At 65.7% G+C, this 12,889-nt stretch carries 8 protein-coding genes; 3 read left to right on the top strand and 5 right to left on the bottom strand.

All coding sequences use genetic code 11. From position 1 onward, the window contains the following. Positions 1 to 96 (bottom strand): transposase (locus tag XcodCFBP4690_RS07530; RefSeq protein WP_430523608.1); only part of this gene is annotated, 96 nt, incomplete at its 3' end. A gap of 202 nt (positions 97 to 298) precedes the next feature. On the opposite strand from XcodCFBP4690_RS07530, the gene XcodCFBP4690_RS07525 reads away from it, so the two are divergent. The 3 genes from XcodCFBP4690_RS07525 to XcodCFBP4690_RS07515 are packed head-to-tail and all read left to right on the top strand — an operon-like array spanning position 299 to position 5,711. Further along, complete coding sequence (locus XcodCFBP4690_RS07525; protein WP_146091857.1) at positions 299 to 958, top strand: DUF1629 domain-containing protein; 660 nt, start codon at positions 299 to 301, stop codon at positions 956 to 958. 36 nt (positions 959 to 994) lie between these two features. Further along, positions 995 to 5,023, top strand: a complete 4,029-nt coding sequence (locus tag XcodCFBP4690_RS07520; RefSeq protein WP_104540356.1) for a hypothetical protein — start codon at positions 995 to 997, stop codon at positions 5,021 to 5,023. A gap of 40 nt (positions 5,024 to 5,063) precedes the next feature. Then, complete coding sequence (locus XcodCFBP4690_RS07515; protein WP_104540355.1) at positions 5,064 to 5,711, top strand: hypothetical protein; 648 nt, start codon at positions 5,064 to 5,066, stop codon at positions 5,709 to 5,711. Between the two features lie 235 nt (positions 5,712 to 5,946). On the opposite strand, the gene XcodCFBP4690_RS07510 is transcribed toward XcodCFBP4690_RS07515, so the two are convergent. From XcodCFBP4690_RS07510 to ptsP, 4 genes are all read right to left on the bottom strand, one after another. Then, positions 5,947 to 7,224 carry a carbohydrate porin gene (locus XcodCFBP4690_RS07510; RefSeq protein ID WP_167394511.1) on the bottom strand — a complete coding sequence of 426 codons (1,278 nt, stop codon included), beginning with the start codon at positions 7,222 to 7,224 and terminating at the stop codon, positions 5,947 to 5,949. Between the two features lie 173 nt (positions 7,225 to 7,397). After that, a complete protein-coding gene (locus tag XcodCFBP4690_RS07505) occupies positions 7,398 to 9,143 on the bottom strand; it encodes a PTS fructose transporter subunit IIC (protein WP_104540354.1) in 1,746 nt (581 codons plus the stop codon). Positions 9,144 to 9,295: 152 nt separating this feature from the next. Beyond that, on the bottom strand, positions 9,296 to 10,252 hold the full coding sequence (gene pfkB, locus XcodCFBP4690_RS07500; RefSeq protein WP_104540353.1) for a 1-phosphofructokinase: 957 nt from the start codon (positions 10,250 to 10,252) through the stop codon (positions 9,296 to 9,298). Further along, on the bottom strand, positions 10,249 to 12,765 hold the full coding sequence (gene ptsP, locus XcodCFBP4690_RS07495) for a phosphoenolpyruvate--protein phosphotransferase (RefSeq protein WP_104540352.1): 2,517 nt from the start codon (positions 12,763 to 12,765) through the stop codon (positions 10,249 to 10,251). Before ptsP ends, pfkB begins: the two co-directional genes overlap by 4 nt. Positions 12,766 to 12,889 lie beyond the last annotated feature (124 nt).

Here is a 12,889-nt window from a genome sequence, read left to right as displayed (position 1 = left end):
CTGCGGTGCCTGTGGATCCATCAGCGTCAAGTAGGGTGCAGCGAAGGCCCATTCTTCATCGGAGACGTCGGTCGGATAAGGGCGTGATGGCTTCATCCGCTTACGATAGCCGCGAAAGCCTCAAGTTCATAACACGCTCTAGCCCTTAGGAGGACTTTAGGGCATGGTGGCCGCCGGTAAAGCGTTGACACCTCGGCGCATATCAAAAGCACCAGATGGGCCCCTCCCCGTTTTGTCTTGCCCAAGTTGCATGCGATAGCGCTAGAATCTGGTCATAGTAGTCGATGGACGTGAGCCTATGGACGGGTTGCAACGCATGGAAACGATGATGACCAATGAGCCTAAAAAGGGTGAATTCTTCCAGCTACAGCCAGACGCTCGGCGTGGAGGAAAAGGGCATGGGGTGGTCTTTGAAAACGAAAAGGTTCTGCGAACGCCTCCGCGCCTTATCGTGAAGCCAAAGGAGGGTGGGTTCCCGCCATTGCGCGAAACCCCGCGCCTCGTTTACCACCCGGGTGAGGGCATATTGCCTGAAGACCTAGAGGGAGGCTTCAGCGGCTACTGGTTGGTTTCTGAACGGCTGCGCCGTGTGATGGAGTCAGTGGATGCTGGTGCCTTCGTCTTCGCTGATGCCGACTATCGCTTGGCCGATGGCTCCAAGGGTCCGACCGTCTTCCTCTGCGATGTTGTCCGCACATTGAATGCCTTGGACGAAGAGGCTTCTGAACTCAACATCGAGCTCAATGACGACTTCGAAGCGGGAAAATACTACGACTTAACCGGCGACATCCGGCTGACCTTCCGGCGAGATGTGCTGGGTTCTGCGCATGTTTTCAGGTTGTCTTTCCATGGCGGCGTTTTCTGCGATAGAGCGTTCAAGGAAGCTGTTGAGGCGGCGGGCATTGTCACGCCTAGCAAATCCAATGGGCTTTGGTTTTACGACGTTGTGAACTGCTGATTTGCGAACACGGGCAGCAAGGAAGGAGCCTGATCCATGGCGAACTATCGAACGCTTTTCCAAGACCATCACAACATCGAACAGCAGACGCTGAAGAACAGCGAGTTGTTGGCAAAGTTGCAAGAGGTCGGGAAGTTTCATATCCATGCGCCTGAGAACCGTTTGTTCCTGCCGGCTAGTCCTCAACTGGCTGACGCGCTTGGGGTGACGCCGCACAGTGGCGGTCCTCTAGCGGAATACCAAAAGGGCATGCTTGAACGGTTGAATCGCATCCAATTGACGCGGGATGGTCAGGCAGCTCTGGAAGGCGACACGGCGGCGATGGATAGGGTCGCCAAGCGCGTGGAGCTTCTGCGAGATACGGTCAAGGTCGGACTGATCAACAATGACTTAAACACCAACACGCCATTAGGTGAGCTTCCGGCGCAAACCAACCAGAGGGTCCGCCAGTTCTTTCGTGATATCCCTGCTTACTACCAAGCCCACGCCCAGCAAATCGAGGCTTTGAAGGACTTCACGGGGGTGGACCATGGCTGGGGAGCTGTGGCGCATTCCGAGTCGCGCATCGTCACTACGCTCAACCAGATCCATGTCAGCAACACCGCCATCGTTCGAGGCGGGGACATCGAGCTTCAGCGCCATGGGTTGTCACTCGCCATCGCCAATGCCCATCACGATGGGCGCGTAGTTTTTTCAGACCAAGGCATCATCAAGGTCGAGCAGGTTCTGGGCGAAGAAGCCGCCGGAGCTCTGCGGGTTCCCCGTGGGCAAAGGGGTGTCGCGTCCATGGAAGTATTGCTCGGCAATGCGTCGGCGAGCACCTTGGTGCGTTCGGGTGGCTTGTTGGCGACAGGGGCAGACGCAGTGATGACCGCCCGCCGATCGGCCGAGTTGCTGGAACAGGGCAATGCCACTGCCGCGCAATCGGAAGTTCAGCATGCGATTGCCCGCAACGCGGGCGGCTGGGCCGGTGGCGCGTCCACTGCCGCTGCGATTGGTGGCAGCGGCTTCTTGCCCGCTGCGTTGGTGGTCGGCGATGCGCTGTTGATGAGTAAGGCGTTCGACAAAGGCGCCGATTTGCTGGACAACCGCGCCATCTACCACCAGACCGACAAGGCCGGCGTGGAGTGGCAGTTCAATGGTCGCAACTGGCAGCGCGAAGCGGCCATTGACCTCGCCCAGGATGGCCGGCGCACGAGCGGCGAGCAGCCCGTGGTTGCGAGCTACGAAAAATCCCAGGAGCTGGGTGCGCTGGCCAACGCCAAGGCAGTGGAACTAGCGCTTGGCAAAGCGCCGCCGCCCCAGGATCCGTTCAATCTTCCAGCTCAGACAAGCGACCAGGTAGGACTGGACAACCAAAACTGGCAGCGCAATCCCGAGCGTCAGACCTGGGAGCGCCAAGTCAGGACGGCGGCCTCTGGCTCCGATGAGATTGGCAGCTATGCACTCCAACTCGCTCCCCCGGAACGCGCGCAACAGCTCAACCAAGAGGCCCTTGGCCGCATAGAACACAACATCGCCACCGGGCGCGAAGCCATCGCCGCCGCCTACCTGGAAAACCATGCCGCGCAACGTGCCCAGGCTTACGGTATCGAAGTGCCTGCGGCCGTCCATGCCGCCCAGGCCAACCCTGGAGCGGTGCTCGGTTCGGACGCTCAGCTCTACCAGCGAAACGAGTCTGGGCAGTGGGCCGGCAAGAATGGCGTCGCCAGTGGCAACCTGGCGATGGAGCTGGAACTGACCGACCAACTGCGGCAGCCCTCAATCGAGCGCGCCCAGGAAACCTTGGCGGCGATCCAGGCACTTCCCGCGCCGACGGCTGCGCAGATGGAGCACAACGAACTGCTGCATCGTTACCGGGCCGCCGGCGTTGATTTGAACGTCAACCCGCAGACCCAGCAGGCCGTAGAGCTAGCTTCGCAGCGGACCATGGCGGCCAACGGCATTACCGGGCCGACCATGCAGCAGTTGCAGCGCAATGAGTCGGGGCAATACGGCTATGACAGCCCTATTGCACACCTCCAGCGCGGCAGCGATGGGGTGATTCGTGTGGTTGCAGTGACCAGCAGCGACGAGATCCGACAGGCGTTGAGTGAGGCGAAAGGCCATCGACAGGAATCGGCAACTGTTGCTCGGGCGCCCGAAGCGACGGGAGATGCGGACACCTCGACCTCCAATTCGTCCAATCCACAGCAAGTTCTGGATATCCAGGCACGCATGCAGGCTTCTGTCGCGGCGCAGGCGCGGCAAGAACGCGCACAGCAAGATCGCCTCGTGCAAGAGCAACACGCTGCGCAGGTGCGCGAGCACCTCCAGCAGGCACAGCCTGAGCACGAAGACAGGTCACAAAGCGAACAAGTGGTCCAGGCGCACGCAGTGTTGGAAGGCCAACGCCAGGCAGAGCAGCAGCACGAACTAGAAGAACGCCAACTACAAGAGAGGCAGGCACAGACCAGCCAGCAACGCGAGCTGCAGGAGCGTGAGGAAAGGGATGTCCAGGAACGTCAGGCACAGGGGCGCCGAGCCGAAGACAACCAGCAGCGTGAGCAGCAAGACCGCCAGGCTCAAGAAGCAACGCGAATTGAGGCCCAGGAAGATCAGGCTCGGCTAGCACAGGATCAGCAGCAACAAGTTCAAGGACTCGAACAGCAGCAGGCCCAGCGTCAAGAATCCTCGCCGCAACCGAACCCTCACCCGCACGCTCAAGATGCCGCGCTGGCTCAACAAGCACCACGGCCCGAGTTGCCGCAGGAAAACGCGCGTCAGCAGTCTGAAGTCCAGAACCAACAGATAGGCGAGCAGCTGGCTCACAACCCACCTGACCCACCAAAGCAGACGGCGAGCCTAGGCGACGCCCAGCCGCATCAAGCACAAAAAGCGGCACACGCGCTGGAAAGCCAGGCCTTTGAGAGTCGCGATGCTGCGCACCTCCAAGTGTCTCCCTCTAAGGGCCGGGAATCCGGCGACCAACCTGTGCAAAGCGTGCAGGCCGAGGCGGTGCCGCCGGCACTGCATCACCAGGTGCAAACGCAGCAAGCGGAGATGGAGCAAGCGTCAGTCCGTCAGCAAGAGGTGGCGCGTGAGCAGGAAGCAGCGCCGGTTCAGACCATGGCCCCAACAGTGCCTGCGACAGCAGAACCGTTGATTGCATCGCTTTCCACAGCGTCTGCCACGCCTGAGCGAGAAGCCGAGGCCGAACGGCCCCGTCCCTCAGACGCCTTGCTCGCTGATTATGGTGCGCCGGTGCTGCCCCGAGAACCCCTCGCGCAAGCGCGTGAGCAGTCATTGGCAAGCAGTGCCGCTACTCACGTGTCCGTCGGGTCTGCTGACGCAGAAGACCAACGAACGCAATCGACCCCAGCGCAGGACCGCAGTGCCGCAGACCCGGGCGGCGCCCTGTTCCTGGAAGAGACCATGCGCTCGCTGCGCGAGCTGCAACAGGAGATTGAGCGGGCTGATCGGGAAGACGAACGCTTCCACCAGGAATGGAAGGAGTATCGCGAGCGTGGAGAACCTTATCCCTTCGCTCAAAAGAGGGCGCTAGACCAAGAGGGTGGCAGCATCGATGCATTCAGCGCGCACCAACTGGATCGCCGCTCTCCTAGCGAAACGGCTGAGCAAACCAATGCCTACCCACCTCCAGCTCAGCGCTTCGCCGGTCCAGGGACAGGGGATGCGCCAAACGATGCGTCGCAGACTCAGCGAAAATCCATCACCGGCGACCCGGACATCGACGAAGTGCTCTACGCGCTCGACAGCAAAAACGAGCTGGCGATCGAGCAGGCCCTAAACCGGGTGGCCAACAGCGCGGCAACGCAGGCGCTGATCAAAACAGGCAACGAGTTCCTGGAGGAACAGGCCCAGCAGGAGGCCCAGGAGCTCGCCGCCACGCGCCAGGCGCTGGGGATGGATGTCTCGGCAGAGGTCAACACCAGCCGTGGGCCGGTGATGGTGCTGACGCTGCCGGAGTTCGCCAAGGGGCCGATGCAGAGCGGTCCCCAAGGGGACGGAGGCGGAGACGGCGTGGGAGGAGGAGGCGGCGGTGGTGTTGGAGGCGGTGGTTAGTCAAAATCACTTCCGTGACCAGCCAAGCTCAGGAGACCTCATGGACAGGCAAGACGCCGCAATGGCGAGAATGATGGCCACGTTGAACGCATCGAACGCCTCGTTACAGGAGACGGTCAAGGTGCTGACGACCCTGGTGGCATCCATGCAGCAGCGCGAACAACGGCTGCGCGAGGTGGTCGCCGAGCAAATCCAGGTGCTCCAGCACGCGGCCAGCAGCGCCGATGCCAAGGTCAATCGGGTCTTGGAAAACGCACTGCCGAGGCTGACGCAGCTGACCAATCAGGCATTGACGCAGACGCTGGAACCGGCGGCCAAGCGGTTCAACAAAGAGATGGTCCAGGCCGACGAGACGTTGCAGCAAGCCACTCGACGTTATGCGCAGGCCCAGCAAACTTTGGAAACAAAGATCACGCGGCGCATGGGCATTGCATCCGCCACGATGCTCGTGGCGGGCGTGCTGGGGCTGGGGGCGGTGGCCTACTGGTTGGGCATCATCAACGAAAAGCGAACCGAACTCGCACAGCTTCGAGCATCCATCGACTACCTGGATCGCGTGTCGCGTGCCGACCTGGCTCCTTGTGGCGAAGGCCGGCTCTGTGCCACCTTCGAGAAGAATGGGCCGCGTTACGGCAACCAAAGGCAATACAGAGCGATCAATCTGCGCGCGACATCAGATTCGCAATGAGGCGATGTCGTTATTACAGCGACCGGCTTGCGCGCGACCGGGTGGGCCGATAAAACCTCAATGTGTGCGGTCGCGCGCCTGCTCGGCTCATCGACTTCGTCGGCTACCGGCAATGCCCATGCCAACGGAGTCGACGCAATGCGTTGCACTGCAGTCAGACGCAACGCACCCGCCACTCACTTCAGGTAATGGTCGCGGCCAAGCATGCGAGCAACGCGCGCAGCTTCTCCACGGTTCACAAATTCCAATCGATCCGCATGCCGGCAATCAACGCGTTCTTGAGATCGTTGGTGCGCGTCGGCTCGTTGAACTGGTCAGGGTTGATCACGTAATGCAGGTTGGGCGCGATGCGCAGGCGCTTGGTGACCTGGATGCCGTAGCTGAGCTCCATCATGATCTGGTTGTCGGCGGGGGTGCCGGTGCCGCCTGCGGAGGCGCGGGCCAGGCGCAGGTTTTCGATGGCTTCGTCGCTGTACTTCTGCTGGGTGATCACGAAGGCAATGTTGTCCTGCGGGCGGCTGGCGAAGGTGCCTTTCTGCACCAGGCCCAGTTGCACGAAATGATCTTCGATGGCCTGGCCGCCGGTGCTCTGCAGGACGGCACCGAACACGGTCAGGCCACGGGTGCCGGACGGGTCGGGGTTGGTGACCTGCTGCTCGAAGCGGGCGAACAAGCCCGAGCGGCCTTGCTTGTTTTCATAGCCCAGGCCGCTGAGGACGGCGGGGTTGCCGTTGCGGTCGCGCAGCGGGTCGGTGTAGTCGGAGTTGTCCTGCCAGCCGCCGAGTTCGTACATCGCCGCCAGCGTGCCATCGCCGCCCTTGTTCTTGTAGCCGATGGCATAGGGCACCACCACGCCGGTGGTGTCGTCGGTGCTCCACTTCAGGCCGTGCTGGCCGTCCTGTGCCTGCACCGGGTTCACTTCATACGCGCCCACATGCACATAGACCTTGGGCGTGACCCAGGCGGTGGCGTGTGCGGCCCAGCTGGAGACCGGCCAGTAGGTGAAGTTGCTGGTGCGGAACACGAAGGTGGGGTTGCCGCAGGCGGAGTTGCCCTGGAAGTACTGGCACAGGTCCGAGCCGAGAAAGTGGATGTTGGCCACGCTGCGGCCGGCCTCTAGTTCCAGGCGGTCGTTGAAGAGCTTCTGCAGCAGGGTGAAGTTGGCCAGGCGCGTGCCCTGTCCGCCGTAGATTTCCTGCACCGAGGTGCTGTTGCCGATGCTGCTGTTGGCCAGATTGGTGCCGTGGCGGTTGGTGACATAGAGCTTGACGGTGGCGCCGTTCCAGCCGAACAGGCGGTCCATGTCGACATCGGTGCCGACCATCAGCTGGCCGGCATAGGCGTTGCCGCTCTTGCGACCGCCGTCGATCATCGAGGCCGCTTCGCCGGTGTAACCCAGCTTGAGCTTGAAGGCATCGGCGGCCTCCTGCGCGTGGGCCAAGGGGGCCAGCGCCATGGCGAGCGACAGGCACAGCAGAAGGTGGGAGGCGCGGTGGGAGAGCAGGGCGGACATGGCAGGACTCCGAACGAATAGGGCGTGGCCGAGGTGGCGGACGCAACAGCAAGGGGATGGGCAAGCCGCTGGCGGCGCGTAATCGATGCGCGGCGCGGCGGTAACGGCAATCAGGGGCGACGCGCGTCCGGCGCGTCGGATGCGGCGGCAGGTGCGTGCCGCCGCGGCTTGGCTCAGGCGACGACGTCGGCCACCGGTTTCTTGAGCACGCGCAGGGCGATGGCGGTGACCACCACGCCGGCCAGCAAGGCCAGCACATACATCGCCAGGTGGGTCACGGCATTGGGGATCAGCAGCACGAAGATGCCGCCATGCGGGGCCTTGAGTTCGGCGCCGACCGACATCGAGATCGCGCCGGCCACCGCCGAGCCGATCACCAGTGCCGGAATGGTGCGCAACGGATCGCGCGCGGCATACGGGATCGCCCCTTCGGTGACGAAGGCCAGCCCGAGCACGCCGGCCGCAGTGGCCGAGCCGCGTTCTTCGGTAGTGAAGCGGTTGCGGAACATCCAGGTGGCCAGCGCGATGCCCAGCGGCGGGGTCATGCCGGCGACCATGGCGGCGGCCATCGGCGTGTAGACCTGGCTGGCGATCAGGCCGGTGGAGAATGCATAGGCGGCCTTGTTGACCGGCCCGCCCATGTCGAAGGCCATCATGCCGCCGAGCAACAGGCCCAGCAGCAGTGCGCTGCTGCCCTGCATGCCGCGCAGCCAGGCGGTGAGCCAGGCCAGCAGGTCGGCGACCGGTTGGCCGAACACGTACATCATCGCCAGGCCCACCAGCAGGGTGCCCAGCACCGGCAGGATCAGCACCGGCTTGAGCCCTTCCAGCGTGCGCGGCAGCTTGATATAGCGATTGAGCGCCGCCACGCCGTAGCCGGCGATGAAACCGGCAATGATCCCGCCTAGAAAACCGGCATTGAGATTGGCCGCGACCAGGCCGCCGATCATGCCGGGCGCGATGCCGGGGCGGTCGGCGATGGAGTAGGCGATGTAACCGGCCAGCGCGGGCACCATCAGGGTGAAGCCGGCCTTGGCGCCGATCTGGAACAGCGACCAGGCCAGGGTGCCCTGGTGCGCATCGTCGCCGGCATAGATGCCGCCCAGCGCGAAGGCCAAGGCAATCAGCAGACCGCCAGCGGTGACGAAGGGCAGCATGAACGACACGCCGGTCATCAGGTGCTTGTAGGCGCCGGTGCGGCCGTTGCCCTTGCTGGCGGCCGTGCTGGCGGCTGTGCCGCTGGCCGGTGCCGTGCCACCGTGCACGCTGGCCTCGGCCAGCGCCTTGTCGATCAGGGCCGGGCCGTCGTTGATGGCCGGCTTGGTGCCGCTCTTGAGCACGCGCTTGCCGGCGAAACGGGCTAGGTCCACTTCGCGGTCGGCGGCGATGATGACCACATCGGCCGCGCGGATTTCGGCGTCGGTCAGCGCGTCCTGCGCGCCCACCGAGCCCTGGGTTTCCACGCGCATCTGGTGGCCGAGTTTCTTCGCGGCCTGTTGCAGGCCTTCGGCGGCCATGAAGGTGTGCGCGATGCCGGTGGGGCAGGAGGTGATGGCGACGATGCACTTGCCGGCGCTGGAAGACACACTGCCGGCCGCGGACGCGGCGCCAGCGCTGGAGGTGATGGCGAGCTGGCTAATTGCGGCGGCCGGGTCGTCCAGCACCGCGCCCAGGCTCAGGCGCAGCAGTTGCGCGTCGCCGAAGCGGCCGGTGTCGGCATCGGCATCGCCGATCACCAGCACCTGGGACGCGCCGCTGGCCAGTTCGGCGGGCAAGGCGCCAAGCACGCCCTGGTCGCTGCGGATTTCGACCGTCACGCTGCGGCCGGCGGCGGTGGCCGCACGGCGCAACGCTTCGGCCGCCAGGACGGCCTCGGTGCTGCGTTCGCCGGCGGCGATGACCACGATGGAAGAGGACATGGGAACACTCCTGCGGTATTGCGGTCGCCGGCTGGCCGGCGGGGGGATAGGCGAGGTTTACGCGCGCGGGTGACGCAGGCCGGAGTTGCGCAGACGCATGGCACCGGGCGTGGATATGCGTCCGTTGGAGTGCAGCGGCGGCAAACAGGGGCTCACGACAGCATCTCGATCACGACCTGACTTGCGGCGCGGCGCACGCCATCGGCCGTGATCCGACGCGCGTCGCCGCTTTCCAGCCGGCACATCGAAAACGCGGTGGCCAGCCGCGCGCATTGCTCCAGATCGGTGGCCGCATCCAGCAGCGCGGCGGCCAGGCCGGCCACCATCGCATCGCCTGCGCCCACGCTGCTGCCGTGCGCCAGCCGCGGCGGACGCGCGATCAGTCGCTGCTCGCGCTGCACGAACAACGCGCCGTCGGTGCCCATCGAAATCACCACCAGCTGGATGCCGCGCGCGAGTAGTTCGTGTGCGGCAGCGCTGAGCGCGGCGCGGTCGGTGAGCGGTCGGCCGGTCCAGGCTTCCAGTTCGTGGCGGTTCGGCTTGACCGCATACGGCAGGGCCTCGCGGTCAGCGCCCAATGCGGCCACCAGCGGCGTGCCGCTGGTATCCAGCAAGACACGGGCGCCGGCCGCGCTGGCCTGCGCCTGCAACTGCGCCCAGCTGTCCTCGGGCAGGCCGGCCGGCAGGCTGCCGGACAGCACCACCGGCAGGCTGGGGCGCAGCAGCGGGGCGAGTTGATCGGCCACGCCCTGCAGATGCGCGCTGGTCAGTTGCAGGCCGGGCAGATTGATGTCGGTGGTGTCGTTGCTGCGCGCTTCCACCAGCTTGAGATTGGTGCGGGTCTCGCCGGCCACGCGCTGGCAGTGGTCGACGATGCCGCGCTCGCGGAACAGCGCTTCGAACACGCCGGTATTGCCGCCGCCGAGCACGCCGAGCGCGGCGACATCGCTACCCCAATCGGCCAGGCACGCCGCCACGTTGATGCCCTTGCCGCCGGCATCGTTGCGCACGCTGCTGGCGCGATGTACTGCGCCGGGCTGCAGGTGGTCGAGCCGGATAGTCTGGTCGATCGCCGGGTTCAGCGTGACGGTGATGGCCTGCAGGCTCATGCCTTGTCCTCGCGCTGCGCTTCGAGTGCGCGCACTTGCTCGGCGGTTTCGCAGTTCAACGCCTGCTCGGCCAACTGCTGCAGCGTGCTGAGCGCAGTGCCACGCAGACGTGCCTTCACCGCCGGGATGTCGTTTGGCGTCATCGACAGTTCCTGCACGCCCAGGCCGGCCAGCAGGCTGGCACCGAACGCATCGCCGGCCAGGCCGCCGCACACGCCAACCCAACGGTCATGCTTGCGTGCGCCTTCGATGGTGCTGCGGATCATGCGCAGCACCGCCGGATGCAGGCTGTCGGCCTCGGCGGCCAGTTCGGGGTTCTGGCGATCGATCGCCAGCACGTACTGGGTGAGGTCGTTGGTGCCGATCGAGAAGAAGTCCGCGTGGCGTGCCAGCACGTCGGCCTGCGCGGCGGCGGCCGGCACTTCGATCATGATGCCGATCGGCACTTCCGGAGCGTCCAGGTCGGCGCGGATGCGCGCACAGATCTCGCGCAAGGCGATCAGCTCCGGCACCGAGGTGATCATCGGGAACATGATCGACAGCCGCGCACCGTCCTTGGCGGCGCGGTACAGCGCACGCAGTTGCGGCTCCAGCAGGTCCGGGCGACGCAGCAGCAGGCGCGCGCCACGCACGCCCAGGAACGGGTTTTCTTCGTGCGGCAGTTCCAGGTGCGCCACCTGCTTGTCGCCGCCGATGTCCAGCGCCCGTACGATCAGCGGGCGGCCATCCAGGGCCTGCGCCATCGCCAGGTAGGTCTGGTACTGCTCGTCTTCGCTGGGCGTGCGGCCGCTTTCCAGGAACAGGAACTCGGTGCGCATCAGACCCACGCCCTCCGCGCCCTGGGTCAGTGCCATCGCCACCTGGTCGGGCAGGTTGACGTTGGCGCCGATGTCGATGTGGTGGCCGTCTGTGGTTTCGGCGGGCAGGGCGCGCTGGGCGGCTTCGCGCTCGCGGATGGCCTGCTGCTCGGCGATGTGGGTGCGTGCCGCGTCCAGGTCCTGCTCGGACGGGTTGAGATACAGCCGCCCGCTGCTGCCATCGATGATGGCGGTGAGGCCATCGTCGATGTCCAGCAACTGGCCCCCGGCTGCGACCAGCGCCGGCAGGCCCAGGGTGCGCGACAGGATCGCGGTGTGCGAGGTCGGGCCGCCTTGCGCGGTGGCCAGGCCGACCACGCGGGCGGTGTCCAGGTTGGCGGTATCCGACGGCGACAGGTCGCCGGCCAGCAGGATGCAGGGTTGCTCGGGCAGGTCGGCCAGGCCGGTGCCAGCCGCAGCCGGGTCCAGCTGGGCCAGCACGCGGCGGCCGACATCGCGCAGGTCGGCGGCGCGGCCAGCCAGCACCGGGTTGCCCAGCGCCGCCAGGCCGGAGGCGATCTGTTCCACCGCCTGGTGCCACGACCATGCCACGCCATGGCCTTCGACCATCAGCTGACAGGTGCGGGTGATCAGGTCGGTGTCGTTGAGCAGCTCGGCCTGGGCCTTGAAGATGGCCGCGTCCGAAGCGCCGAGCCGGCGCTGGGTGTCGTCCTGGATCGCTGCCAGTTGCTGGCGGGTGCGGGTCAGCGCGTCGTGCAGCAGCGCGCCGCCATCGCCCAGGCCCACCGGTTGATCGGCCACCTCGGTCTGCGCCGCGCGCAGGCGGTGCACGATGCCGATCGCCACGCCCGGGCTGGCGCCGATGCCGACGATGGCCGGCTGCGCCTGCGGCGGTGTCCAGCCGACCACCGGCGCGGCGCGGCGTTGTGCGGCGCGCTCGGCATCGGCCTTCTCCTGCGCGGTGAGGCTGTCCATCACCGCGCGCAGGCGCTTGAGCAGGGCGGCGGCATCGCTGCCCTCGGCCGAGACGGTGATGCTGTCGCCGGCACGCAGGCCCAGCTGCAGCAGGCCGACCAGGCTCTTGGCATCGGCGGCCTGCTCGCCGGCGCGGACCTGGGCGCGGGCGCTGAAGCCACGCGCAGTTTCGGCCCAGCGGGTGGCCGGGCGCGCGTGCAGGCCGCTGGGGTAGGCGATGGTCCACTCGAAGCGTTCGGCCAGGTCGGTGGCCGGCGCAGCACTGGTATCGGGGGCGCGGTCGCCGGTGAGGGCGGCCACGATCACGCCGGCGTCGTCGGTGCTGAACAGCGCCTCCAGCTGCGCCGGGTCTTGGATCAGGCGGGTCAGCCGCCGCAGCAGGGTGATGTGGGTGTCTGATTGTGCGGCGATGCCCACCACCAGCCGGGTGGTCTGGCCCGGATTCCATTCCACGCCTTCGGGTAGCTGCAGCACCGCGATGCCGTCGCGACGCACCAGGTGGCGGTCTTCGCCCACCCCATGCGGGATCGCCAGGCCGTGGCCCAGGAAGGTGTTCGCCAGGCCTTCGCGGCGCCGCATGCTGGCCTCATAGCCGGGTGCCACGCAGCCAGCGGCGACCAGCAACTGCGCGGCCTGGGCGATGGCGTCGTCCTTGTCGCGGGCATGCGCCCGCAGGCGGACGAGCTCGGGAGTCACGGGGGCAAGCGGCGGAGAGGACAAGGCGGGCTCCGGATGAGGTCGGGCTGGGAAGTATAGTGGGAACGTTCCCATGATCCAGGTCAATGTGCGGTGCACAAAAACCAAGTAAGGCTTTCAGGTTAGGATCGAGGTCGCGAGGCGCCTG

This window comes from Xanthomonas codiaei, from assembly GCF_002939785.1.
Classification (GTDB): Bacteria; Pseudomonadota; Gammaproteobacteria; order Xanthomonadales; family Xanthomonadaceae; genus Xanthomonas; species Xanthomonas codiaei.
The sequence above is the reverse complement of the archived record's forward strand: the minus strand, read 5'-3'. Positions and strand labels throughout refer to the sequence as shown.